We start from the raw sequence: 23,095 nt of genomic DNA, 5'->3' as shown, positions 1-23,095 counted from the left end.
CGGGCGCAAACCCTAGGCTGGTCGCGTGAACGAACAGCGACGTCTCTCAGCCCGCATCGCCGCCATCGCCGAGTCCGCGACCCTGAAGGTCGATGCGAAGGCGAAAGCCCTGCAGGCCGAGGGCCGCCCGGTGATCTCGTACGCCGCGGGCGAGCCCGACTTCGCCACGCCCGAACACATCGTCGAGGCCGCGCTCGAGGCGGTCCGCGACCCGCGCAACCACCGGTACACGCCCGCGGCGGGCCTGCCCGACCTCCGCGAGGCCATCGCGGCGAAGACCCTCCGCGACTCCGGGCTCGAGGTCGGCATCGGCCAGGTGGTCGTGACCAACGGCGGCAAGCAGGCGGTCTACCAGGCCTTCCAGGTGCTGCTCGACGAGGGCGACGAGGTGCTCGTCCCCACGCCGTACTGGACCACGTATCCCGAGGCGATCAAGCTCGCGGGCGGCACGCAGGTCGACGTGTTCGCCGGCAGCGACCAGGGCTACCTCGTCACGGTCGACCAGCTCGAGGCGGCGCGCACCGAGCGCACGAAGGTGCTGCTGTTCGTCTCGCCCTCGAACCCCACCGGTGCGGTGTACTCGCCCGAGCAGGTCCGCGAGATCGGCGAGTGGGCGCTCGAGCACGGCATCTGGGTCGTGACCGACGAGATCTACCAGAACCTCACGTACGCCGACGACGAGGGGGCGCCCGCGCCACGGGCCGTGTCGATCGTCGAGGCCGTGCCGGAGCTCGCCGACCGCACCGTCCTCGTCAACGGCGTCGCCAAGACGTACGCGATGACCGGCTGGCGCCTCGGCTGGATGGTCGGCCCCGCCGACGTCATGAAGGGCGCCGCGAACCTCCAGTCGCACCTCACGTCGAACGTGTCGAACATCTCGCAGCGCGCGGCGATCGCGGCCCTCACCGGGCCCCAGGAGCCCGTCGAGCGGATGCGGCAGGCCTTCGACCGCCGCCGGCGCCTGATCGTCGCCGAACTGTCGAAGATCGACGGCATGGCGGTGCCCGTCCCGCAGGGCGCCTTCTACGTGTACCCGGATGTCACGGGCCTGCTCGGCCGCGAGTGGGACGGCGTCACGCCGACGACGTCGCTCGAGCTCGCCGACCTCATGCTCGAGCGCGCCGAGGTCGCGGCCGTGCCCGGTGAGGCGTTCGGCCCGAGCGGCTACCTGCGGTTCAGCTACGCGCTCGGCGACGAGCCGCTGCTCGAGGGCGTCCAGCGCCTGCAGCGCCTGTTCGGCTGACCCGGGTGCCGCCGATGGATCGCGCGACGCGACGCGTCCACGAACCGCGCCGCAGCGCCGACGTGGTCGGCGAGCACTCGCAGTTCCGCCTCGACCTCGAGCGGATCCGGTTCTCGCCGTACTTCTCCCGGCTGTCGGCCGTGACGCAGGTCATCGCGCAGCCCGGGGCCGGGCCGCTCATCCACAACCGCCTGACCCACTCGATCAAGGTGACCGCGGTCGCGCGCGCGATCGCCGTCAAGCTGACGGATGCCGCGTCCCCCGCCCGGTCGCTCGCCCTCGAGCACGGCTGCGACGCCGTCGTCGTGCAGGCGGCCGCGAGCGCCCACGACCTCGGACATCCGCCGTTCGGGCACCTCGGCGAGCGCGTGCTCGACCGGCTCGCGCGCGAGCGGCTGGGCCTCACCGACGGCTTCGAGGGCAACGCGCAGACGTACCGCATCCTCGCCTCGCTCGACGTGAGCGAGGCGGCGCCCCGCGGGCTCAACCTGACCGCCGCGGTCCGCACGGCGGTCGCGAAGTACCCGTGGACGCGCTACCTCGACGTGGAGGCCCTCGGCGACGGCCCCCTCCCCCGCGGCCTGCGTCGCACGCCCGACGGGGTCGACGTGCTGAAGTTCTCGACGTACGGCATCGACGCCGCCGACTTCCACGAGGCGCGCCGCGGCCACGCGCCGCTCACCCAGTCGCTCGAGTGCTCCGTCATGGACATCGCCGACGACATCGCGTACTCCATCCACGACGTCGACGACTTCTACCGCGCGGGCCTGCTCAGCCAGGGCGCGGTGGCGCGCGAGTTCCGCGGCTGGATGGACTTCACCGCCCAGCTCCGCGACCTCGAGGCCGACGCGCTCCGCGGGCGGACCGCCCCGCCCGGCAGCGCACTCGAGGCGCTGCGCCGCAAGATGCACGCGAGCGACCCGTGGATCGCGAACGACGACGCGTTCCGCGAGGCGGTGTCCGTGGTGGCCGACGACCTCGTCGACGGCCTGCTCGCGATGCCGTTCGATGGCTCGATCGCCTCCGAACGGGCGCTGTCGTCGTTCGCGAACCGGTGGATCGACCACCTGCAGTCCTCGGTCGTGCCGTCGCCCGAGGGCGTCGTGCGGGCCGGTCCCGTGACGCTCGACGTGCGGGCGTGGCACGAGGTCGAGGTGCTGAAGTTCGTGCACCGTCACTTCATCCTCGACCGGTCCGACATCGTCATGTACCAGCGCGGGCTCAGCCGGGTGCTGACCCGCGCGGTCAACGGGCTCACCGCGTGGGTGCACGACGAGGACGACCGCGACCGCGTCCCGCAGCGACTGAAGGAGCTGGTCGAGATCGCCACCGACGGGTACGCGCAGCTGCGCGAGACGCGACCCGAGGGCGTGCCCGTCCCGGATGCCGCGGACGTGCCGGCGCTCGGGGTCGGCCGCGGCGTGATCGACTACGTCGCGTCGCTGTCCGACGACCAGGCGCTCGCGGTGTCGGAGGCGATCGACGGTCGCCCCGACCGGCTGTGGGACATCGGGCAGAACCTCTGAGGTCTCGGTACGGGCGCTTCGCGTCCTACTCGACCGGCGGGCGCCGCAGGGCGCGGCGCGCCTCGGCGGTGATGCCCTCGGCGATCGCGTCGAGCAGGGGCGAGCCGAGGTTCCACTGCTGCCAGTAGAGCGGTACGTCGATGGGCGGCCCGCCGAGGGCGACGAGGCGTCCGTCGGCGAGCTCGTCGTCGGACTGGAATCCGGGCAGCAGGCCCCACCCGAGTCCGAGCTTCACGGCCGTGGCGAAGTCGTTCGAGGCGGGCACGTAATGCCGGGGCGGCTCCGCTGCATCCGTCCCCAGCAGCCGCAGGTACTCGCCCTGCAGGTCGTCGCGGCGATCGAAGTCGACCCGGGGCGCGTCGGCGAGCGCCGCGGCATCCGCCCCCTGGGGACACCATCGCGCGACCCAGCCGGGCGTCGCGACGGCGGTGTACCGCATGACCCCGAGCGGGCGGACGACGCAGCCCGCGACCGCCGCCGCACGGGAGGTGACGGCGCCCATGACGGTGCCCGACTCCAGGAGCTCGGCGGTGAAGTCCTGGTCGTCGCGGTGCAGGTCGAAGACGACGCGGTGGCGCTCGGCGATCCGCGCGAGCGCCGGCAGGAACCACGTGCCGAGCGAGTCCGCGTTGACCGCGAGGGGCACGGTGGTGGGGCGAGCGGATGCCGCGTCGTCGCCGCCGAACGCGGCGAGCGCGTCGTGCTCGAGCAGGGCGAGTTGGCGAGCCAGGCGGACGACCGCGGCACCCGCCTCGGTGGTGCGAACCGGCTTCGAGCGCACGACGAGCACCCGACCGAGTCGCTGCTCGAGCTGCTTGAGGCGCTGCGACACGGCCGACGGCGTGATGCTGAGCTCGGCGGCGGCCGCCTCGAGCGTGCCGGCGTCGACCACGGCGGCGAGCGTGCGCGCCAGGTCGAGGGGGATCTGCATGAAGCAATGCTAATGCTTGTGAAGAATCCTGAGCTGGAGTTGATTCGATGCACTGCGTAGCCTGACGCCATGGACTTCAGCGTGCTCGTGGCCGGCCTCGGCCTCGGCTTCTCGCTCATCATCGCGATCGGCGCGCAGAACGTGTTCGTGCTGCGGCAGGGCATCCGCCGCGAGCACGTCTTCGTCGTCGCCGCGATCTGCGCGATCTCCGACGCGGTGCTCATCGCCGCGGGCGTCGGCGGCATGGGCGCGGCGCTGCAGGCGATGCCGTGGCTGGTCGGCGTCGCGCGCTGGGCGGGCGCGGCGTTCCTCGTGGGATACGCGGTGCTCGCGGCACGGCGGGCCATCCGTGGGACGGAGGCGGGGCTCGTCGCGGAGGACGGAGCCGGGGGCCTCGATACGGGCGCTGACGCGTCCTCCTCGACCACCGGGGCGGGCGCCGGCGCGTCCTCCTCGACCGCCGGCGTGATCGCCCGGCCGACGGCGGTGCTCCCCGTCATGCTCACGTGCCTCGCGCTGACCTGGCTGAACCCGCACGTCTACCTCGACACGGTCGTGCTGCTCGGCTCGGTGGGCGCCACGTACGGCGACCTCCGCTGGACCTTCGCCGTCGGCGCGATGCTCGCGAGCCTCGTCTGGTTCTTCTCGCTCGCGTACGGCGCCCGCCTGCTCGGCCGGGTGCTGGCGAGCCCGCGTGCCTGGCGCATCCTCGACGGCATCATCGCCGTCGTGATGCTCGCCATCGCGGTCTCGCTCGTGCTGCCCACCTGAGTCGTGCTACCGTGTGCGTCATCGTGAGCACCAAGTCCTGTCGCTGCTGTCGCCGCTAGGCGATCGTCTCCCCGACGATCCCAGGGCGCGATTCCTCCGCGCCGCCGACCGCAGCCCCCGTGCTCACGCCGCATCCGACGCGTCCGCGTCAGCTCAGCGGCATCCGCTCTTCGAGGCACCGCCATCGAAACGGATGCCACGAGCCGACGTCAAGGATGCCGGGGCCGCCTCGTCGTCGGCGCACCCATCCCCGGCACCCTCGAAAGGACCAGCACATGTCCGGCATCCCCGTCCTCGACCTCTCCCTCCTCAACGGCACCGCGGAGCAGCAGGCGCAGTTCCGCGACGAACTGCGCCGCGCGACCCACGAGGTGGGCTTCTTCTCGCTCGTCGGCCACGGCGTCCCCGCTGAGCTGATCGACCGCGCGTACGAGGTGGCGCACGCGTTCTTCGCGCTGCCCGAGTCGCACAAGCTCGCGATCGAGAACGTCACGAGCCCGCACTTCCGCGGCTACACGCGGATGGGCGGTGAGCGCACGCTCGGCCGCGTCGACATCCGCGAGCAGATCGACATCGGCGCCGAGCGCCCCGCCGTGCCCGCCGGACCCGACACGCCGGACTACTGGATCCTGCAGGGCCCGAACCTGTGGCCGGAGGCGCTGCCCGAGCTGCGCGAGGTCGCCGAGGAGTGGATCGCCCGGCTCGACGAGGTGAGCTCGCGCCTGCTGCGCGCCTGGGCGGAGGCGCTCGGCGCACCCGCCGACACGTTCGACGAGGCGTTCCGGAACCCGTCGCCGTACATGAAGATCGCCCGCTACCCCGGTGTCGAGGCCGAGCAGCCCGCGCAGGGCGTCGGCGCCCACAAGGACCTCGGGGTGCTCACGCTGCTCTCGGTCGAGGAGGGCAAGGCCGGGCTGCAGGTCGAGAAGGACGGCGAGTGGATCGACGTGACCCCGCCCGCCCACGCGTTCGTGGTGAACATCGGGGAGCTCCTCGAGATCGCCACCGGCGGGTACCTCAAGGCGACGCTGCACCGCGTGGTCTCCCCGGCGCCTGGTACGGAGCGGATCTCGATCCCCTACTTCCACGGACCGGCCCTCGACGCCACGATTCCGACCATCGAGCTCCCGCCTGCGCTCGCGGCCGAGGCGGCGGGGGTCACGCAGGACCCGGCGAACCCGCTCCACGCGGTCTTCGGCGAGAACTGGCTGAAGAGCCGGCTGCGCGCGCACCCGAACGTGGTCGAGGCGCAGCACCCGCACCTGCTCGTCGGGGCCTGATCCGATCGAGTGTCCACTCGATGCGGGTCGCGGAGCACCGGACCCGCACGATGTGGACACTCGATCGTCGGGGACGCCGGCATCCACCGGTCGGTGGAGGGCGGAATCGACCGGATCACGGCTACCGCGGCCCGGGGCGGGCGGGCAGGATCGGGAGCATGGACCAGATCGCGACATCGGACGCCCCCGCCGTACGGGTGCGCGGGCTCCGCAAGGACTACGGCGGCAAGGCCGCGGTCGACGGCATCGACCTCGACATCGACCGGGGCGAGACGTTCGCCCTCCTGGGTCCGAACGGGGCCGGGAAGTCGACGACGATCGAGATCCTCGAGGGCTACCGGCTCCGCACCGCGGGCGAGGTGAGCGTGCTCGGCGCCGACCCGGCGCACGGCAGCCTCGACTGGAAGGCCCGCATCGGCATCGTGCTGCAGTCGGCCGCCGAACCCGGTCGATACACCGTCCGCGAGCAGCTCGCCCACTTCGCCCGGTTCTACCCCGATCCTCGCGACGTCGACGAGGTCATCGCCGCCGTCGGGCTCGAGCCGCAGGCGCGCACGCGCATCGCCAAGCTCTCCGGCGGCCAGCGTCGGCGAGTGGATGTCGCCCTCGGCATCATCGGCCGGCCGGAGCTGCTGTTCCTCGACGAGCCCACGACCGGGTTCGACCCGGAGGCGCGGCGCGAGTTCTGGACGCTCATCCGCGCCCTCAAGCAGGAGGGCACCACCATCCTGCTGACCACGCACTACCTCGACGAGGCCGCGCAGCTCGGCGACCGGGCGGGCGTGATCGTCGGCGGCCGGCTCGTCGAGGTCGCCCCGATCGGCGAGATCGGCGGCGCCGAGGCGCGGGTGCCGATCGTGCGCTGGCGCGACCGTGACGGGGTCCTCCGCGAGGAGCGCACCGAGCGGCCCGCCGAGCTCGTGGCCGCCGTCGCGCGCGACCTGGGCGGCGAACCCGACGGGCTCGAGGTGATCCGCCCGAGCCTCGAGGACATCTACCTGGGGATGGTGGGCGCGACGGGAAGCGTCGCCCCCGATGACGAGGAGGCGCTCGCATGAGCACCACGACCGATCGCGCCGACGGCACCGCCCGCGACATCCGCTCGACCGCCCCCGACGCCCGCCGTCGACGCGGCACCCGGCCCGGCCGGCTCGCCGTCGGCATCGGCCGCATCGGATACGAGGTGGTGGGCTACTTCCGCACCCCGGACGCGGTGTTCTTCACGTTCCTGTTCCCGTTCATCATGCTCGGCATCTTCACCGCCGCGTTCAGCTCCTCGGGCGACATCCAGCCCGGGCCGGGAGCCGAGGGCATCTCGGTCGGGGCGTACTACCTGCCGGGCCTGCTCGCGGCGGGCATGCTGCTCTCGGGCGTGCAGAACCTGGCGATCGACATCGCCATGGAGAAGTCGGACGGCACGCTGAAGCGCCTCGGCGGGACACCGCTCTCGCCGGTGTCGTACTTCCTCGGCAAGTTCGGCCAGGTGTTCGTGACCGGCCTGCTCCAGGCCGCCCTGCTGCTCCTCGCCGCGGCGACACTGTTCGGGATCGCCCTGCCGACCGAGCCCGAGAAGTGGGCGACCTTCGCCTGGGTGTTCGTGCTCGGCGTCGCCACGTCGGCGCTGCTCGGCATCGCGCTCTCGTCGGTGCCGCGGTCGGGCAAGTCGGCGGCGGCGGTCGTCATCCCGATCCTGCTGGTGCTGCAGTTCATCTCGGGCGTCTACCTGCAGTTCTACGCGCTGCCGGAGTGGATGCAGAACCTCGCGAGCCTGTTCCCGCTGAAGTGGATGGCGCAGGGCATGCGCGCCGTGTTCCTCCCCGAGGACTTCGCGGTCCTCGAGCAGAACGAGTCGTGGGACCTCGGCTGGGTCGCGCTCGTGCTGCTCGCCTGGCTGATCGTCGGGCTGGTCGTCAGCCGCCTCACGTTCCGCTGGATCCGCCGGGACGACTGACGGCGGCTGTGGGAGCCTGAGTCGATGCAGAACGTGCGGTGGTGGGATGCCGCGGCGGTGGCGGTCGCGGCCGTCATCGTCGCGATCAGCCTGCTCGACCCGCCGTACGGGATGGACGACGCCGCGACCTGGGCGGCGGCCGGGGCGTTCCTGCTCGTCCACCTCGCGTGGGGCCGCGGATGCGTGCCGGTGGCGTCGAGCCGCCGTCACCTCGCGGTCGCGATCGCCTACGCGGTGATCCTCGCCGTCGGCACCACGATCGAGCCGTCGTTCGCGATCCTGCAGGCGTTCCTCTATCCGTTCGTCTGGTCGACCTCGCCGTCGACGCGCGCCGCGATCGTCGCGAACCTCCTCATCGCGGTCGCGATCGTCGCCGGCTACGCGATCCGGCACTGGCCCGCCGGGCTCGTGACGGGCACCGCGATCGCCGCGCTCTCGGTCGGGTTCAGCATCGCCCTCGGCCTCTGGATCACCCGGATCGCGATGTACGGCGAGGAACGCGCCCGGCTGCTCGACGAGCTGCAGGCGGCGCAGGGCCAGCTCGCCGCCGTCCATCGCGACGCGGGCGTCGCCGACGAGCGGGCCCGGGTCGCGCGCGAGATCCACGACACGATCGCGCAGAGCCTCACCGGGCTCGTGATGGTCGCGCAGCGTGCCGAGCGGCGGCTCGACGGCGTCGACGGCGCGGGCGCGGCATCCGCTCGCAGCGATCTCGAGCTCATGGAGCAGATGGCCCGGGAGGCCCTCACGGAGGCGCGCGGACTGGTCGCCTCGCTCGCGCCCGTCGATCCGGGCGCCGGACTCGCCGAGGCGCTGCGGCGGCTCGCGACGTCGTTCGAGCGCGAGACCGGGGTCCGGGTGACGGCGACGACGGATGCCGCGGACCTCGACCGCGAACTCGAGGTCGTGCTGCTGCGCTGCGCACAGGAGGGACTGGCGAACGTGCGCAAGCACGCGCACGCCTCGGCGGCGGAGGTGCGCGTCGGGGCCGACGCCGGCGCCGTGACGCTCGAGGTGCAGGACGACGGGGTCGGCCCGGGCGACGTGGCGGCCGGCGACGGCGGCTTCGGGCTCGCCGGCATGCGCGACCGCGTCGCGCTCGTCGGCGGCCGCGTCGAGTTCGGTCCCGGCGCGTCCGGCGGCACCGTGCTGCGCGTGACCGTGCCGAGGGCGGATGCCGCGACCACCGCCCCCGACGATCCGACGGGAGTGACACCATGACCGTGCGAGCACCCGGGGACGGCGCCGAGCCCATCCGCGTCGTCGTCGCCGACGACCACCCCATCGTCCGGTCGGGCATCGTCGCGCTGCTCGAGTCGGAGCCCGGCATCGAGGTGGTCGGCGAGGCCGCCGACGGCGCCGAGGCCGCGGCGCTCGCCGCCGAGCTGTACCCCGACCTCGTGCTCATGGACCTGCGGATGCCCGTGCTCGACGGCGCGGCGGCGACCGAACGCATCCTCGCCGAGGCGGGCGCCGGCACGCGCGTGCTCGTCCTCACGACGTACGAGACCGACGACCACATCCTCGCCGCCATCGAGGCGGGCGCGAGCGGGTACCTGCTGAAGGCGGCGCCGCAGGAGGAGATCCTGGCCGGCATCCGCTCGGTCGCCGCCGGCGAGACGGTGCTGGCGCCGTCGATCGCGGCGAAGCTCGTGACGCGCGTCCGCCAGGGGGCGGCCTCCGCCGGCCGGGCGGCGCCGTCACTGTCGCCGCGCGAGCTCGAGGTACTGCGCCACGTCGCCGACGGACGCTCCAACCCCGAGATCGCGCGCCTGCTGCACATCGGCGAGGCGACGGTGAAGACCCACCTGATCAACGTGTTCGCGAAGCTCGAGGTGAGCGACCGCACGCGTGCCGTCACGCGCGCGATGGAGCTCGGGCTGCTCTGACGGGACCGTGGGCCTACGCTGGCCTCGTGGGGGTCGTCACGGGGGTACGCGTCGCCGTCCGTCGCGCGCGCCTGCTGCCGCCCTGGGTGCAGCGAGCGGATGCCGCGGCCGCGCGTCGCGTGAACGGATGGCACTCGCATCCGCACGTCGACCGCTTCTGGTCCAGGCTCACGGGCTTCGCCGACAAGGGCGTGCTGTGGTTCACCATCGCGGGCGTGCTCGCCGTGGTCGGCCGCCGTCGTGCGGCGGCGCGCGGCATCCTGTCGCTCACCGCGGCGAGCGCCCTCACCAACCTCATCGCCAAGCGCATCTTCGGCGGCGACCGGCCCACGCTCGAGGACATCCCCATCGGACGCCGCCTCCCGGTGCAGCCGTCGAGCCGCACGTTCCCGTCGGGCCACTCCGCGAGCGCGGCCGCGTTCGCCACGGGCGTCGCCCTCGAGTCGCCGCGGATCGGGGCGGCGATCGCCCCCGTCGCGCTGGGTGTCGCGTACTCGCGGCTGCACGTCGGCGCGCACTGGCTCTCCGACGTCGTCGGCGGCATCACGATCGGCGCGGGCGTGGCGGCGGTCGGCGCCGCCGTCGTCCGCCCCCGGCCGGGCCCGCCACCCACCCCGCTCCCGGCGGGCGCCGACCGGGAACTGCTCGCGTCGCCCGAGGGCGAGGGCGTGTTCGTCGTCGCCAACCGCTCGTCGGGCACGAGCATCGTGCGCACCGACCCCCTCGACGTCGTCCGCGACCGGCTGCCCCTCGCCGAGGTGCGGATCCTCGACGACGACGAGGACCTCGGCGAGGTGGTGCGGGACGCGCTCGCACGATCGACCCCGCCGCGCGTGCTCGGCATCTGCGGCGGCGACGGCTCGGTCGCCGCGGTCGCGCACGAGGCCCGGCGCGCGGGCGTTCCGCTCCTCGTCGTCCCCGGCGGGACCTTCAACCACTTCGCGCGCACGGCGGGCGTGCCCTCCGCCGAGGTCGCCGTGGAGGCGCTGCAGCGCGGTGAAGGGGTGCGAGCGGATGTCGCCGAGCTCGCCTTCGGCGACGCCGACCCGATCACGGTCATCAACGCGGCATCCGTCGGCATCTACCCCGACTTCGTGCAGGCGCGCGAGGTGCTGCAGCGGCGCCTCGGCAACAAGTGGCTCGCGGGCGTGGTCGCCGCCGAGCGCGTCCTGCGCCGCGCGCAGCCGACGACGGTCGTGGTCGACGGACGCCGCGCACAGGTGTGGACGCTCTTCATCGGACTCGGACGCAACGACCGCGACACCCCGGCTCCGCTGCAGCGGCAGTACCTCGACGACGGCCTGCTCGACGTTCGCATCCTGCACGCGGGCTCCCACCTGCGGGCGATCGCGTCGCTCGCGTTCGGGCGCCGGTCGGCGGGCCTGCTCCGGCGGCTCCGGCTGATCCCCGAGCGGGTCGAGGCGTACACCGACACCGAGGTCACCGTCGACGTGCGTCCGCGGGGCGGTCAGCCGCCCGGATTCGCGCACGACGGCGAGCTCGCGGTCGACGAGCCGGCTGCGGCATCCGCCGACCTCTCGGCCCCGGGCTACCGCACGACCGTGCGGCTCGTGCCCGGCGCGCTCGACGTGTACCGGCCCGCCGTTCGCACCACCCGCATGGAAGGTCCACGATGAATCCGTACGAGCACCGGCCCTGGCTCGCGCACTACGCCCCGGGCGTGCCGCACGAGATCGACGAGCCGACGCAGACGCTCGTCGACCTGATCGACGACGCGGTCGCTCGGTTCGACCGTCGCACCGCGCTCGAGTTCTTCGGCGCCGAGACCAGCTACCGCGAGCTCGGCGAGCAGATCGCGCGGGCCGCGGAAGGGCTCCGGCGGCTCGGGGTGGGGCCGGGCGACCGGGTGGCCCTCGTGCTGCCGAACTGCCCGCAGCACGTCGTCGCGTTCTACGCCGTGCTCCGGCTCGGGGCCGTCGTCGTCGAACACAATCCGCTCTACACGGCACGCGAGCTGCGCCACCAGTTCGAGGACCACGGCGCGACCGTCGCGATCGTCTGGGACGCCACGGCCGACACCGTCGCCGACTTCCCGCGCGACATCCGGCCCGGGCATATCATCTCGGTGGACCTCACGCGGGCGCTCCCGTTCGGCAAGCGGGTGGCGCTCCGCCTGCCCCTGCGGAAGGCGCGCACGGCACGCGCGGCGCTCACGACCCGGCCCACGGCGCGCGGCGTCGTCGCCTGGCACGACGTGCAGGACGCGCGTCCGCTCTCGAAGCGGCATCCGCGGCCCGCGCTCGGCGACACCGCGCTGCTGCAGTACACCAGCGGTACCACCGGCACGCCCAAGGGCGCCGTGCTCACCCACCGCAACCTGCGCGCCAACGCCATGCAGGGGCGCGCCTGGGTTCCGGGTCTCCGCGAGGGCGAGGAGGTGTTCTACGGGGTGCTGCCGCTGTTCCACGCCTACGGCATGACGCTGTGCCTGACGTTCGCGATGAGCATCGGCGCGAGGCTCGTCCTCTTCCCCAAGTTCGACGTCGACCTGGTCTTCGCCGCGGCGAAGCACTCCCCGCCGACCTTCCTGCCGGCGGTCCCGCCGATCTACGACGCGCTGGCCCGAGCCGCCGAGGCTCGCGGCAGCACCGCCCCGCTGCGCGGCATCCGCTACGCGATCTCGGGGGCCATGGCGTTGCCGACCGCCTCGGTCGACCGCTGGGAGGGCGTGACCGGCGGTCTCCTCGTCGAGGGATACGGCATGACCGAGTCCTCGCCGGTGGCCATCGGGAACCCGATGGGCCCCACCCGTCGGCCGGGCACGGTGGGCGTGCCGTTCCCCAGCACGGAGATCCGTGTGGTCGACCCAGAGCGCCCGACCGAGGACGTGCCGGCGGGTGAGGAGGGCGAGCTGCTGCTCCGCGGTCCGCAGGTGTTCGAGGGCTACTGGCGACGGCCGTCCGAGACGGCCGAGACGCTGCTGCCGGGCGGATGGCTGCGCACGGGCGACATCGTGCAGGTGTCCGACGACGGGTTCGTCGCGATCGTGGACCGGCGCAAGGAGCTCATCATCACGGGCGGCTTCAACGTGGCGCCGTCGGAGGTCGAGGGCATCCTGCTCGCGCACCCCGACGTGCGCGGTGCGGCCGTCGTCGGACTGCCGCGCGACGCGGGCGGCGAGGAGGTCGCCGCCGTGGTCGAGTTGCGCGACGGCGCCGCGTTCGACGCCGGCGCGATGCGCGACTTCTGCCGCGAGAGCCTCACCCCGTACAAGGTGCCGCGCCGCATCGTCGCGGTCGACGAGCTGCCGCGCTCGCTCATCGGCAAGGTGCTGCGGCGGAAGGTGCGGGAGCGGCTCCTCGCCGAGCGCGACGCCGGCTGACGCCGCGTCGCGAGTCGGAGCCCGCGGCTAGAGCTCGAGGCCGATCAGCACCGGCTCGGGGTGCAGCGTGATGCCGAACTCGGCCTGCACGCGTCCCTGCACGAACCGGGCGAGCTGCACGATCTCCTCGGCTGAGGCGCCGCCCCGGTTGGTGAGCGCGAGCGTGTGCTTCGTCGAGATGCCAGCGCGCGACCCGGGCAGGGCGAAGCCGCGACGGATGCCGCTGTGCTCGATCAACCACGCGGCCGAGAGCTTCACGAGCGGCTCGTCGGGTGCGGCATCCGCCCGCTGCTCGGCCTGCTCGACCTCGGCCTGGTGGGCGAGGAACGCGTCGAGCGGCGACCGGGCCTCGAGCTCGGCGAGCGGGGTGACCTCGTCGGGTTCGTCGGGTTCGAGGTACCAGCGCGGCGCATCGCCGGGCAGGGTGCGCGCGACGTGCTCGGAGACGATCGGGTTGGTGAAGAACGACCCGGCGCTCACCGAGTCGCGGTCGTCGGGGTCGAGGACCATGCCCTTGGCCGAGCGGAGCGCGAGCACGGCCTCGCGCACTCGCGCGACCGGCACCCGGTCGCCGAGCTGCACGCCGAGGGCCTGCGCGAGCTGCGCGTAGGCGACCGGCCGGCCCACCGGCTCGCCGAGCACCTCGCGCTCGGCGGTCGTGTCGTGGAGGGCGAACTCGACCGACACCACCACACCGCGAAGCCCCTGCTTCAGCACCGACGTGCGGTACCCGAGCTCGAGCTCGTCGGCGGACATGAAGCGCGGCTCGTCGGCGCCCTCGTCGAGGAACTCGATGCCGATGAGCGCGTCGGAGACCTCCTGCCCGTACGCGCCGATGTTCTGCACGGGCGACGCGCCCACCGAGCCGGGGATGCCCGACAGCGCCTCGAGGCCCGAGTAGCCGCGGGTGACGGTGAACGCGACGAGCTCATCCCAGTTCTCGCCGGCCTGCACGCGCAGACGCACGGTGCCCTCGTCGTCGCCGGGGTGCACCTCGATGCCGCGCGTCGCGATGCGCACGACCGTGCCGGGGAAGCCGTCGTCGCCGACGAGCAGGTTCGATCCGCCGCCGAGCACCATCCACGGCCCGCCCGACGCCTCGGCCTCGCGCACGTGCGCGACGAGCTCGTCGGGGGTCGTCGCCGTCACGAGGCGGCCGATCGGCCCGCCCACGCGCAGGGTCGTGAGGTCGGCGAAGCGGATGCCGGGCTCCTCCGTGGTCGCGGCGTCGGTCATGTCAGGCGAGCACCACCCGCACCTGGGCCTTGCCGAGCACCGTGGCGCCCTCGAAGGTCACGGTGAGGTCGATGCGCGCAGCGCGGGCCTCGGCGTCGAGCTGGCCCACCTTGGCGGTGACGCTCACGTCGGCGCCCGCCTCGGGGTCGACGACCACCGGACGCGTGAAGCGCACCTGGTAGTCGGCGACGCGGCCGGGGTCGCCGGCCCAGTCGACGACCGGCTGCACGGCGAGCCCCATGGTGAGCATGCCGTGGGCGAGCACGCCGGGCAGGCCGACGGCGGCGGCCACGTCGTCGCGGTAGTGGATCGGGTTGAAGTCGCCCGAGGCGCCCGCGTAGCGGACGAGCGAGTCGCGCGTGAGGTGGACGTCGCGTTCGGCGACCACGTCGCCGACGGCGAGCGCGTCGAAGTCGGGGGTGGTGGGGGCGGCGGCCATCAGTCGTCTCCTCGCACGACGAGGGTGGAGATCGCGGTGACGACGTGCGCGCCCGCGGCATCCGTGATGACCGACTCGGCGGTCACCATCGAGTGGGCGCCGAGCGTCTTCACGCCCGACACGGTGAGCGTCGCGGTCAGCTCGTCGCCCGCGACGATCGGACGCGACGACGTGAACCGCTGGTCGCCGTGGACGACCCGGGAGAAGTCGATGCCGGCGTCGGGTTCGGCGAGCAGCTGCGCGAGCGTGTGCTCCTGCACGACCACCGCGAACGTGGGCGGGGCGACGACGTCGTCGTGCCCGGCGGCGCGGGCGGCGTCGACGTCGAGGTTGACGGGGTTCGTCGCGAACACGGCGCGCGCGAACTCGCGCACCTTCTCGCGGCCGACGAGGTACGGCGCGGTGGGCGCGAATACGCGCCCCTGCAGCTCGGGGTTCACAGGCACCGTGACAGTCTACGCAGGGGTGCCCGCGGCGGGTCGATGCGGCATCCGTCGCCAGCCCACCCGTGCGGGTGGGGTCAGCGCTTGCCGCCGCCGAGGAGTCCGCCGAGGACGTCGCCCAGGCCGCCGAGCATGCCGCCGGCCCCGCCGCCGGCACCCGCACCGCCGCCGCCGCCGAGCAGGCCGCCCAGCAGGTCGCCGATGCCGCCGCCACCGCCCGTGGGCGCGGCATCCGCCTGCCCGGGGTTCTGCTGGCGCTTGGCGAACTGGCTCGCGAGGAAGCTGAGCACGATCGGCGCGAGGATCGGCAGCAGCTTCTGGATCAGGCCCTGGTCGGCGCTGCCCGATGCGCCGAGCTTCTGCACCACCTGGTCGGTGTTCCGGCCGAAGACGTTGTGGACGATCTTGTCACCGTCCTGCTCGTCGACCTCGTCGAGGTTGACGCCGCCCTCGAACAGCGTCGCCGGGTGCTGCTGCACCGCGCGCTCGAGCGACGCGGCCCCCGCGGGGTCCTGCGCGTTCGCGCCCATGCCGCCGAGCAGCGCCGGGAGCGCCTCGTCGACCGCGCGACGCGTAGTCGCCTCGTCGACGCCGAGGCGTCGCGACAGGTCGGAGATCGGGATGTTGGCGATGATGTCGTCGTACGCGGCCATCTGGATGGTCTCCCTCCGCGCCCGCCGTCGGGCGTCCTCGTTCACGCTAACCGCAGCGTCCCGCGCCGCGGTAGGCCCCGTTGCTGCGAGTCAGCCGAGGAACATCGCCCAGAGCAGCGCGAGGTAGATCAGCACGAAGATCGTCGGCGTGACCCACTTCACGACCTGCATCCAGAGGGCGGATGCCGCGATCCGCCGCCCGAGGGGCGTGGCCGCCGGGAGCGCCCGGAGGTCGTCGATCACCGCGAGCCCCTCGTTCGCCGCGCTGACCTGAGCGACGGCCCCGAGGATCCCCGAGGCGAGCAGGATCCCGGCCGCGGCGAGTCGCACCGGCAGCTCGGCGTCGGCGAGCCCGATGAGCAGGAACCACGTCGTGAGCGTGAGCAGGAACGTCGGCCCGAGCTGCGAGACGATGACGTGCCAGCGGCTCGCCCGCCACGCCGCGATGAGATCGTGCTCCGACATGCGCCCTCCCGGTGATCGGCCTGCCGTCACGGTACCGCCGGGATCCATCCGGGCCGGTGCGTCGTCGCCGGGAATCCGCCGTGAACGACGTCCGCGCTGCGACCCGGGCCGCACCGGACCGGAGGTGAGAGGGCTATTCATAATTGAGCGTTGACTTATATAAGTCATTGGTGAATTATGGTGGCATGCACGCGCTCGACCTCCTTGGCGATCCGGTCCGACGCCGGATCGTGGAGCTGCTCGCCGATGGCGAACTGGCCGCGGGAGAGGTCGGGCGCGTCGTGCAGCGCGAGTTCGGCATCAGCCAACCCGCCGTGTCGCAGCACCTCCGGGTGCTGCGCGAAGCCGGCCTCGCCACGGTGCGGGCCGAGGGCACCCGACGCCTCTACGCACTCGACCCCGAGCCGATGCGCGAGGCGGCCGAGTGGTTCACGCCGTTCGAGCGTTTCTGGGGTCCGCGCCTGGACGCACTGGGCACCGAACTGGCCCGGTCGGCGCGGGCGCGCCGGCTCGCGGCATCCGCTTCAGCGACGACGCAGACGAAGGAGACCTGACATGGACATCGACGCCCAGATCGCCGCGGTCGACCGCGGCCTCACCGACGGCACGCGGGACGGCGCCGTGACGCGCGTGCAGACCCTCGCGCAGACCTACGCGGCTCCGATCGACGACGTGTGGGACGCGCTCACGTCGGTCGAGCGGATCCCCCGCTGGTTCCTCCCGGTCACGGGCGACCTGCGCCTCGGCGGCCGCTACCAGGTCGAGGGCAACGCGGGCGGCACCGTCCAGACGTGCGACGCCCCGAACTCGTACGGCGTCACGTGGGAGTTCGGCGGGGGCGTCACCTGGCTCACGGTGCGGCTCAGCGCCGTCGACGAGACGCACACCCGCGTCGAACTCGAGCACGTCGCGCTCGCCGACGACCTCGGCTCCGAGATGTGGGAGCAGTTCGGGCCGTCGGCGACCGGAATCGGATGGGACGGGGCGCTGCTCGGACTCAGCCAGCACCTCACGACCGGCGAGATCCGCCCCGACAACTCCGCCGAGTGGCTGCAGTCCGACGAGGGCCGGCGGTTCCAGCGCCTGAGCGCCGACCGATGGGCCGCAGCCCACGAGGCGAGCGGGGCGGATGCCGCGACCGCCCGCCGGGCGGCCGACACCACATACGCCGCCTACACCGGTACATCCGCGCCCGCCGCGGACTGACGCCCGCCGCGGACTGACGCCCGCCGCGCGCCAGCAGCCCGCCGCCCCCGGCCCGCCCAGGCCCCGTCGAGGGGACGCAACACGCCGTCGGGCCGGCGGCCCGGACGGCGTGTTGCGTCCCCTCGCGCATGAAGGATGCGGCGCCGGCACCGGCGGGAACGCGGAACCGCCCCGCCGGGTGTCGCCGGCGGGGCGGTTCGGTTCGCGCGGGTCCCGCGCGGTGAGGCGACGCGGGACCCGGCGCGGCTCAGTCGGCCGAGGCGCGCGAGAGCACCTCGCCGCGGAAGAACGCGGGACGCTTGATCGCCTGCCAGATCATGATGACCACGCCCGTGAGCAGCACCAACATGCCGAGGATGAACACGAGGCCGACGCCGCCGATCGCCGAACCCGAGCCGTAGTCGGGGTCCATGCTGTCGATCAGCGTCGTGAAGAACAGCACCGACAGGATGACGCCGCCGACGAGCGGGAACAGGAGCGTGAAGAAGAACTCGCGCACCGAGCGGAACCACGTCTTCCGGAAGAACCAGACCGCCGCGAACGCCGTGATGCCGTAGTAGAAGCAGATCATCATGCCGAGCGCGGTGATGGTGTCCCACAGCACGTTCTCGCTCACGAACCGCATGACCGCGTAGAAGACGGATGCCACGACGGCCGACACGATCGTCGCGTACCCGGGCGTGAAGAACCGCGGGCTCACCTGCGCGAACTTCTTCGGCAGCGCGCCGTAGTGGCCCATCGCGAGGAGCGTGCGGGCCGGCGACACGAACGTCGACTGCAGGCTCGACGCGGAGCTCGTGAGCACCGCGAGCGAGACGAGGATCGCGAGCGGGCCGAGCACGGGCCCGGCGAGCGCGAAGAACACGTTGTCCTGGATGTCGGGGTTGCCGAGGCCGTACTCGCCGTCGCCGACGCCGGCGAACGAGATGAGCGAGACCGAGATCAGCAGGTAGAGCGAGACGATGATGAGCACCGACAGGGTCGCCGCACGGCCCGGGGTCCGCTCCGAGCCCTTCGTCTCCTCGTTCATGGTGAGGGTGACGTCCCAGCCCCAGAAGATGAAGATCGACAGGGACAGGCCGGCCGCCAGGGCGCTGAAGTCGCTCACCGCGAACGGGTTGAACCAGCTGAGCTCGATGGGCGTCGCGTCGAACGCGTTGCCGTTCGCGACCTCGACGAGCGCCGCGCCCGAGAAGATGACGAGGACGAGCACCTGGAACCCGACCAGCCAGTACTGCAGCTTCTGCGTGGTCTGCATGTCGCGGTACGAGATCGTCGTCGCGCCGAGCATGAACAGCAGGCACACGACCACGTTCACGAACGGGTTCGCGGCGATGCCGGCGATCTCCGGGTTCCCGACGACCTGGGAGATCGCGAGGAACAGGAAGTCGACCGCGATGCCGGCGAGGTTCGACAGCACGAGGATGGTCGCGGCCACGAGGCCCCAGCCGGCCATCCAGCCGATCCACGGACCGAACGCGCGCGTCGCCCACGTGAACGACGTGCCCGAGTCGGGCATGCGGCGGTTCAGCTCGCGGTAGCCGAACGCGACGAGCAGCATCGGGATGAATCCGAGCAGGATGATCGCGGGGACCTGCGTGCCCACCTCGGACACCGTCGGGCCGAGCGCCGCGGTCAGCGTGTACGCCGGGGCGATGCACGAAATGCCGATGACGATCGCGCCGATGAGACCGACCGAGCCGGCCGACAGGCCCTTCTTGCTGATGCCGTGATCGGACGAGTCGACCGCACGGGTCGCCTCGGTCAGCGGGGGCTGGGAGGGGTTGGTTTGCGTCATTGCACGGTCTTTCAGGAGGAGCGGGTGGTGCGCGGCACCACGATCATGGGCACCGGGAGCTCGCGCAGCATCTTCGCCGCGGTCGAGCCCAGGAACAGGTGGCGCGGTGCCGCGAGGCGGCTCGAGCCGACGAGCACGAGCTCGCCCGAGTGCCAGTCGAGCGCACGGACGGCGTCCTCGATGGACGCGCCCGTCGCGGTCTCGACGGTCGCCTCGACGCCGTCGGGCAGTGCCTGGCGGGCCTCGTCGAGGACCTCCTCGGCGTGCACCGTGCTCGTCAGCGCGACGAGCTCCGGGTCGAGGCCGTGGGGCAGGTCGATCGGCACGAGCGAGAGCAGTCGCAGCGGCGCCTTCGTCGCCCGGGCGAGCACGATCGCCGACTCGAGCAGCGCGTCGGCGCCGGGGCGGGTGCCCACGCACGCCGTCACGCGCGTCACGCCCTGCGAAGCGGGGACCTCGCGCGATCCGGCGGGCGCGATCACGACCGGCACGTCCGAGGAGTGCAGCAGCTCGTTGGCGACCGAGCCGATGCGCGAGCGTCCGAGCAGTCCGCCGCCGGCGGCGCCGACCACGATGAGCGAGGCACCGAACTCGTGGGCGGCCGCGACGAGGCCCTCGGCGTACGACTCGGCGTAGCGCAGGTGCAGCTTCGACGCGACATCCGCCCCCAGGTGCTTCGACGCCTCGGCGAGCCACTCGCGCGACTGCTCGCGCAGGTACCGCTCGTAGCCGGCGTCGGCGGGCACCAGCGCGTTGCGCGCCTCGGACGGGAGGATCATCACGACCTCGAGCAGCGCCTCGGCCGCGGAGGCGACGCGGTTGGCGAGCGCCAGGGCGTCGGCGCCGGCCTCGTTGGCGGTGTACCCGACGACGATGGTCACGTCGGTCATGCGAGCTCCTCCAGGATCTGGGCGGCGACGAGGCGCCCCATGCGGATGGCGCCGTCGACGTGCTGGTAGCCCTTGCCGGCCATGTCCGAGCACGCGAAGCGGATCGGTCCGACCGGCGTGCGCAGGTCGGCGCCGTAGCGGGCGAGGCCGCCCATGTCGAAGCTCGCCGCGTACGCACCGCGGGTCCACTCCTCCGAGCCCCAGTCGGACTCGTAGTAGACCACCGGATGCTTCGCCTGCTCGCCGTAGTAGTGCGACATCGACTCGAGGATGCGCGCCTTGCGCTCCTCGGCGCTGAGCTCGAAGACGCCGTCGGCGGCCTCGTCGGCGACGAAGCCGACGAGCGTGCCGCGCGGGTCGTCGTGGTTGGAGTTGTCGTACGCCTCGTGCACGAGCTCCCACGGGCTGAACGCGGTGCCCGACAGGCCCTGCTCGCGCCAGAACGGCGTCTCGTAGACGGCGTGCACCTTGATGACGAAGCCCATCGACAGGTGCTGGTGCAGCTGGTGCTGGCGGCGCGGCAGCGGCGGCTCGTACGAGATGCGGTTCACGAGGATCGGCGGCACGGCGAGCACGACCTCGCGCGCGTGCACCTCGAGGTCGTCGGTCACGGCCACGACCGCGGCCTGCCCGGGTGCGGCATCCGACTGCCAGCGGATGGTGCGTACGGGCTGGTTCAGGCGCACGCGCTCGCCGAGGCGCTCGGCGAGGCCGATCGGCACGAGCTGCAGGCCGCCGACGACGCGGCGGTCGAGGATGAAGTCGGCGTCGACGAGGTTCGAGAACGAGCCCGCGGATGCCGCCATGAGCAGGGCCTGCAGCGCGGAGAACGCGTGCGCGGGCTTGGTGAGCATGGCACCGGCGATGAACATGCCGATGTTCTCGCGGGCCTCCTCGTCGTCGGTCTGCGTCTCGAGCCAGCGGGCGAACGAGATCTCGTCGAGCTCCTTCGCACGCGGGTGGGCCCACGGCTGCTCGGGGTCGATCTCGGCGACGAGCGCGTCGAGCTTCTCGATGAGCGTCAGGATCTGCTGCTCGGTCGCCGGGGGCACCGGGAAGATGTCGCCCTCGAACTTCTTCACCTCGCCGTCGGGTCCGATGTAGACGTTGACGCCCTCGCGGTAGCGGGGGTACGTCTCGAGGCCGAGCTCGTCGAGCGTCTCGATCAGCGCGTCCTGGTCGGGCGAGACCCACTGGCCGCCGACCTCGAGCATGGCGCCGTCGATGACGTCGGTGTGCAGGCGGCCGCCGACGCGGTCGCGCGCCTCGAGCACGACGACGTCGCGCCCGGCCTTGACGAGCTCGGTCGCGGCGGTGAGGCCGGCCGCGCCAGCGCCGACGATGACGACGTCGGTGTCGATGCGTTGCATGGTGTTCCTTCTGTGTGCGGGGTCCGCCCCTGCTGTTCTCAGGAGTTCTCGGGCGTGTCGCCGCCCGCGGCGGCGTGTCGTCCTGAGAAACGGCCCGGTTCGGCGGGCGCGTCCTGAGAAGAGCAGTGCGGCGAGAGAGAAGCGGGCGGATGCCGCGACGCGAGGGTTCGCGACATCCGCCCCGCCCGGCGCTAGGCCGGGATCAGGGTGTACTTGGTGTCGAGGAACTCGTGGATGCCCTCGAAGCCGCCCTCGCGACCGATGCCCGACTGCTTGACGCCGCCGAAGGGGGCGGCCGCGTTCGAGACGAGGCCCGTGTTGAGGCCCATCATGCCGGTGTCGAGGCGGTCGATCATCCGGTGGCCGCGCGCGAGATCCTGCGTGAACACGTAGGAGATGAGGCCGTACTCGGTGGCGTTCGCCAGGCGCACCGCCTCGTCCTCGTCGGCGAACGTGGTGATGCCGAGCACCGGTCCGAAGATCTCCTCGCGCAGCAGGCGCGCGTCGGCCGAGACGTCGCCGAGCACGGTCGGCGCGTAGAACGAGCCGGTGCCGTCGACGGGGGCGCCGCCGGCGAGCACCTTCGCGCCCTTGGAGACCGCGTCCTGCACGAGCTCGTCGGTCGAGGCGACCGCGTTGTCGTCGATGAGCGGACCGATCGCGACGCCGTCCTCCGTGCCACGGCCGACGCGCATCGCCGAGACGCGCTCGGTGACGCGCTTGGCGAACTCGGCGGCGACCGACTCGTGCACGATGAACCGGTTCGCGGCCGTGCACGCCTGGCCGATGTTGCGGAACTTGGCGACGAGCGCGCCCTCCACGGCCTTGTCGAGGTCGGCGTCCTCGAAGACGACGAACGGCGCGTTGCCGCCGAGCTCCATCGACGTGCGGAGGATGCCCTGCGCGGACTGCTCGATGAGCTTGCGGCCCACCTCGGTCGAGCCCGTGAACGAGAGCTTCCGCAGGCGCGGGTCGGCGATGATCGGACCCGAGACCTTCGACGAGCTCGTCGTGGTGACGACGTTCACGACGCCCTTGGGCAGGCCGACCTCCTCGAGCAGCTGCACGAAGGCGATGGTGGTGAGCGGCGTGAGCGCGGCCGGCTTCACGACGACGGTGCAGCCCGCGGCGAGCGCCGGGGCGATCTTGCGGGTCGCCATCGCGAGCGGGAAGTTCCACGGCGTGATGAAGTACGACGGGCCGACGGGACGCTGGGCGACCACGATGCGGCCGGTGCCCTCGGGGTTCCAGCCGTACCGGCCGGTGATGCGCACGGCCTCCTCGCTGAACCAGCGGAGGAACTCGCCGCCGTAGTTCACCTCGCCGCGGGCCTCGGCGAGGGGCTTGCCCATCTCGAGCGTCATGAGCAGGGCGAAATCCTCGCGGCGCTCGATGAGGCGGTCGAACGCGCGACGGAGGATCTCGCCGCGCTCGCGGGGTGCGGTCGACGCCCAGGCGTCCTGCGCCGCGACGGCGGCGTCGAGGGCGCGGATGCCGTCGGCGGCCGACGCGTCGGCGATCGTCTTGATGACCTCGCCCGTGGACGGGTCGCGGACCTCGAAGGTCTTGCCGCCCTCGGCCTCGACCCACTCGCCGCCGATGTACAGGCCGTCGGCGACGCGGTCGAGGAGTGCGGATTCCTGCGTTGCAGTGGTCATGCG

Annotated in this window: 22 protein-coding genes; 12 read left to right on the top strand and 10 right to left on the bottom strand. The window is 72.8% G+C overall.

Annotation, left to right across the window (positions count from 1 at the left end; all coding sequences use genetic code 11):
• Positions 1-25 precede the first annotated feature (25 nt).
• Together M1L56_RS03065 and dgt are read left to right on the top strand one after the other, a co-directional pair.
• Positions 26-1,243 (top strand): pyridoxal phosphate-dependent aminotransferase, encoded by a 1,218-nt coding sequence (locus M1L56_RS03065; RefSeq protein ID WP_248598111.1) that lies wholly within the window; start codon positions 26-28, stop codon positions 1,241-1,243.
• A gap of 14 nt (positions 1,244-1,257) precedes the next feature.
• Positions 1,258-2,769, top strand: coding sequence for a dGTP triphosphohydrolase (gene dgt, locus M1L56_RS03060; protein ID WP_248598110.1), 1,512 nt, complete (start codon positions 1,258-1,260; stop codon positions 2,767-2,769).
• Between the two features lie 25 nt (positions 2,770-2,794).
• Here dgt and M1L56_RS03055 read toward each other — a convergent pair whose 3' ends face one another.
• The gene (locus M1L56_RS03055; RefSeq protein WP_248598109.1) at positions 2,795-3,700 is read right to left on the bottom strand and encodes a LysR family transcriptional regulator ArgP; all 906 of its coding nucleotides are present in this window, start codon (positions 3,698-3,700) and stop codon (positions 2,795-2,797) included.
• A 69-nt stretch (positions 3,701-3,769) separates the two neighbouring features.
• Here M1L56_RS03055 and M1L56_RS03050 point away from each other — a divergent pair, with 69 nt between their 5' ends.
• From M1L56_RS03050 to M1L56_RS03015, 8 genes are all read left to right on the top strand, one after another.
• Positions 3,770-4,471: a LysE/ArgO family amino acid transporter gene (locus tag M1L56_RS03050; protein ID WP_248598108.1), complete on the top strand. Its 702-nt coding sequence runs from the start codon at positions 3,770-3,772 to the stop codon at positions 4,469-4,471.
• Positions 4,472-4,746: 275 nt separating this feature from the next.
• A complete protein-coding gene (locus M1L56_RS03045; RefSeq protein WP_067950768.1) occupies positions 4,747-5,751 on the top strand; it encodes an isopenicillin N synthase family oxygenase in 1,005 nt (334 codons plus the stop codon).
• Between the two features lie 158 nt (positions 5,752-5,909).
• The gene (locus M1L56_RS03040) at positions 5,910-6,809 is read left to right on the top strand and encodes an ABC transporter ATP-binding protein (RefSeq protein ID WP_248598107.1); all 900 of its coding nucleotides are present in this window, start codon (positions 5,910-5,912) and stop codon (positions 6,807-6,809) included.
• A complete protein-coding gene (locus M1L56_RS03035) occupies positions 6,806-7,702 on the top strand; it encodes an ABC transporter permease (RefSeq protein WP_248598106.1) in 897 nt (298 codons plus the stop codon). Before M1L56_RS03040 ends, M1L56_RS03035 begins: the two co-directional genes overlap by 4 nt.
• A 24-nt stretch (positions 7,703-7,726) precedes the next feature.
• Positions 7,727-8,923: a sensor histidine kinase gene (locus M1L56_RS03030; protein WP_248598105.1), complete on the top strand. Its 1,197-nt coding sequence runs from the start codon at positions 7,727-7,729 to the stop codon at positions 8,921-8,923.
• The gene (locus M1L56_RS03025; protein WP_248598104.1) at positions 8,920-9,591 is read left to right on the top strand and encodes a response regulator transcription factor; all 672 of its coding nucleotides are present in this window, start codon (positions 8,920-8,922) and stop codon (positions 9,589-9,591) included. Before M1L56_RS03030 ends, M1L56_RS03025 begins: the two co-directional genes overlap by 4 nt.
• A 26-nt stretch (positions 9,592-9,617) precedes the next feature.
• Positions 9,618-11,228 (top strand): phosphatase PAP2 family protein, encoded by a 1,611-nt coding sequence (locus tag M1L56_RS03020; protein ID WP_248598103.1) that lies wholly within the window; start codon positions 9,618-9,620, stop codon positions 11,226-11,228.
• Positions 11,225-12,934: a long-chain-fatty-acid--CoA ligase gene (locus M1L56_RS03015; protein ID WP_248598102.1), complete on the top strand. Its 1,710-nt coding sequence runs from the start codon at positions 11,225-11,227 to the stop codon at positions 12,932-12,934. Before M1L56_RS03020 ends, M1L56_RS03015 begins: the two co-directional genes overlap by 4 nt.
• 27 nt (positions 12,935-12,961) lie before the next feature.
• Here M1L56_RS03015 and M1L56_RS03010 read toward each other — a convergent pair whose 3' ends face one another.
• The 5 genes from M1L56_RS03010 to M1L56_RS02990 form a co-directional block, all read right to left on the bottom strand.
• Entirely contained in the window at positions 12,962-14,170 is a 1,209-nt protein-coding gene (locus M1L56_RS03010; protein WP_248598101.1) for a UDP-N-acetylmuramate dehydrogenase, read from the bottom strand.
• Position 14,171: 1 nt separating this feature from the next.
• Complete coding sequence (locus M1L56_RS03005; protein ID WP_248598100.1) at positions 14,172-14,609, bottom strand: MaoC family dehydratase; 438 nt, start codon at positions 14,607-14,609, stop codon at positions 14,172-14,174.
• Positions 14,609-15,055 carry a MaoC family dehydratase N-terminal domain-containing protein gene (locus M1L56_RS03000; protein ID WP_248598099.1) on the bottom strand — a complete coding sequence of 149 codons (447 nt, stop codon included), beginning with the start codon at positions 15,053-15,055 and terminating at the stop codon, positions 14,609-14,611. The genes M1L56_RS03005 and M1L56_RS03000 overlap by 1 nt, the downstream gene beginning before the upstream one ends.
• 74 nt (positions 15,056-15,129) lie before the next feature.
• Positions 15,130-15,750, bottom strand: coding sequence for a DUF937 domain-containing protein (locus tag M1L56_RS02995; RefSeq protein WP_248598098.1), 621 nt, complete (start codon positions 15,748-15,750; stop codon positions 15,130-15,132).
• Between the two features lie 45 nt (positions 15,751-15,795).
• Entirely contained in the window at positions 15,796-16,170 is a 375-nt protein-coding gene (locus M1L56_RS02990; protein ID WP_067950789.1) for a hypothetical protein, read from the bottom strand.
• A 185-nt stretch (positions 16,171-16,355) separates the two neighbouring features.
• Here M1L56_RS02990 and M1L56_RS02985 point away from each other — a divergent pair, with 185 nt between their 5' ends.
• Together M1L56_RS02985 and M1L56_RS02980 are read left to right on the top strand one after the other, a co-directional pair.
• The gene (locus M1L56_RS02985; protein WP_067950791.1) at positions 16,356-16,724 is read left to right on the top strand and encodes a helix-turn-helix transcriptional regulator; all 369 of its coding nucleotides are present in this window, start codon (positions 16,356-16,358) and stop codon (positions 16,722-16,724) included.
• 1 nt (position 16,725) lies between these two features.
• Positions 16,726-17,376 carry an SRPBCC family protein gene (locus tag M1L56_RS02980; RefSeq protein ID WP_248598097.1) on the top strand — a complete coding sequence of 217 codons (651 nt, stop codon included), beginning with the start codon at positions 16,726-16,728 and terminating at the stop codon, positions 17,374-17,376.
• Between the two features lie 247 nt (positions 17,377-17,623).
• Here the strand turns inward: M1L56_RS02980 and M1L56_RS02975 are convergent, their stop codons facing one another.
• The 4 genes from M1L56_RS02975 to M1L56_RS02960 all read right to left on the bottom strand — a co-directional run bounded on the left by M1L56_RS02975 (position 17,624) and on the right by M1L56_RS02960 (position 23,092).
• Positions 17,624-19,174 carry an APC family permease gene (locus M1L56_RS02975; RefSeq protein ID WP_248598096.1) on the bottom strand — a complete coding sequence of 517 codons (1,551 nt, stop codon included), beginning with the start codon at positions 19,172-19,174 and terminating at the stop codon, positions 17,624-17,626.
• 11 nt (positions 19,175-19,185) lie between these two features.
• Entirely contained in the window at positions 19,186-20,064 is an 879-nt protein-coding gene (locus M1L56_RS02970; RefSeq protein WP_248598095.1) for a universal stress protein, read from the bottom strand.
• Positions 20,061-21,434, bottom strand: a complete 1,374-nt coding sequence (locus tag M1L56_RS02965; RefSeq protein ID WP_248598094.1) for an NAD(P)/FAD-dependent oxidoreductase — start codon at positions 21,432-21,434, stop codon at positions 20,061-20,063. The genes M1L56_RS02970 and M1L56_RS02965 overlap by 4 nt, the downstream gene beginning before the upstream one ends.
• 191 nt (positions 21,435-21,625) lie before the next feature.
• The gene (locus M1L56_RS02960) at positions 21,626-23,092 is read right to left on the bottom strand and encodes an NAD-dependent succinate-semialdehyde dehydrogenase (protein WP_067950801.1); all 1,467 of its coding nucleotides are present in this window, start codon (positions 23,090-23,092) and stop codon (positions 21,626-21,628) included.
• Positions 23,093-23,095 lie beyond the last annotated feature (3 nt).

The sequence above is a fragment of the Agromyces sp. C10 genome (assembly GCF_023217995.1).
Lineage (GTDB): Bacteria > Actinomycetota > Actinomycetes > Actinomycetales > Microbacteriaceae > Agromyces > Agromyces indicus.
Note: the sequence above shows the minus strand (reverse complement) of the source record. Positions and strands in the feature narration are given on the sequence as shown.

Bases quoted from the DNA above. Each gene is read 5' to 3' on its own strand.
- M1L56_RS03010 (WP_248598101.1), bottom strand. From the start codon at position 14,170: ATGACCGACGCCGCGACCACGGAGGAGCCCGGCATCCGCTTCGCCGAC.
- M1L56_RS03050 (WP_248598108.1), top strand. From the start codon at position 3,770: ATGGACTTCAGCGTGCTCGTGGCCGGCCTCGGCCTCGGCTTCTCGCTC.
- M1L56_RS02975 (WP_248598096.1), bottom strand. From the start codon at position 19,174: ATGACGCAAACCAACCCCTCCCAGCCCCCGCTGACCGAGGCGACCCGT.
- M1L56_RS03045 (WP_067950768.1), top strand. From the start codon at position 4,747: ATGTCCGGCATCCCCGTCCTCGACCTCTCCCTCCTCAACGGCACCGCG.
- M1L56_RS02985 (WP_067950791.1), top strand. From the start codon at position 16,356: ATGCACGCGCTCGACCTCCTTGGCGATCCGGTCCGACGCCGGATCGTG.
- M1L56_RS03025 (WP_248598104.1), top strand. From the start codon at position 8,920: ATGACCGTGCGAGCACCCGGGGACGGCGCCGAGCCCATCCGCGTCGTC.
- dgt (WP_248598110.1), top strand. From the start codon at position 1,258: ATGGATCGCGCGACGCGACGCGTCCACGAACCGCGCCGCAGCGCCGAC.
- M1L56_RS03030 (WP_248598105.1), top strand. From the start codon at position 7,727: ATGCAGAACGTGCGGTGGTGGGATGCCGCGGCGGTGGCGGTCGCGGCC.
- M1L56_RS03055 (WP_248598109.1), bottom strand. From the start codon at position 3,700: ATGCAGATCCCCCTCGACCTGGCGCGCACGCTCGCCGCCGTGGTCGAC.
- M1L56_RS03005 (WP_248598100.1), bottom strand. From the start codon at position 14,609: ATGGCCGCCGCCCCCACCACCCCCGACTTCGACGCGCTCGCCGTCGGC.
- M1L56_RS02960 (WP_067950801.1), bottom strand. From the start codon at position 23,092: ATGACCACTGCAACGCAGGAATCCGCACTCCTCGACCGCGTCGCCGAC.
- M1L56_RS03015 (WP_248598102.1), top strand. From the start codon at position 11,225: ATGAATCCGTACGAGCACCGGCCCTGGCTCGCGCACTACGCCCCGGGC.
- M1L56_RS02965 (WP_248598094.1), bottom strand. From the start codon at position 21,434: ATGCAACGCATCGACACCGACGTCGTCATCGTCGGCGCTGGCGCGGCC.
- M1L56_RS03035 (WP_248598106.1), top strand. From the start codon at position 6,806: ATGAGCACCACGACCGATCGCGCCGACGGCACCGCCCGCGACATCCGC.
- M1L56_RS03040 (WP_248598107.1), top strand. From the start codon at position 5,910: ATGGACCAGATCGCGACATCGGACGCCCCCGCCGTACGGGTGCGCGGG.
- M1L56_RS02980 (WP_248598097.1), top strand. From the start codon at position 16,726: ATGGACATCGACGCCCAGATCGCCGCGGTCGACCGCGGCCTCACCGAC.
- M1L56_RS02970 (WP_248598095.1), bottom strand. From the start codon at position 20,064: ATGACCGACGTGACCATCGTCGTCGGGTACACCGCCAACGAGGCCGGC.
- M1L56_RS02990 (WP_067950789.1), bottom strand. From the start codon at position 16,170: ATGTCGGAGCACGATCTCATCGCGGCGTGGCGGGCGAGCCGCTGGCAC.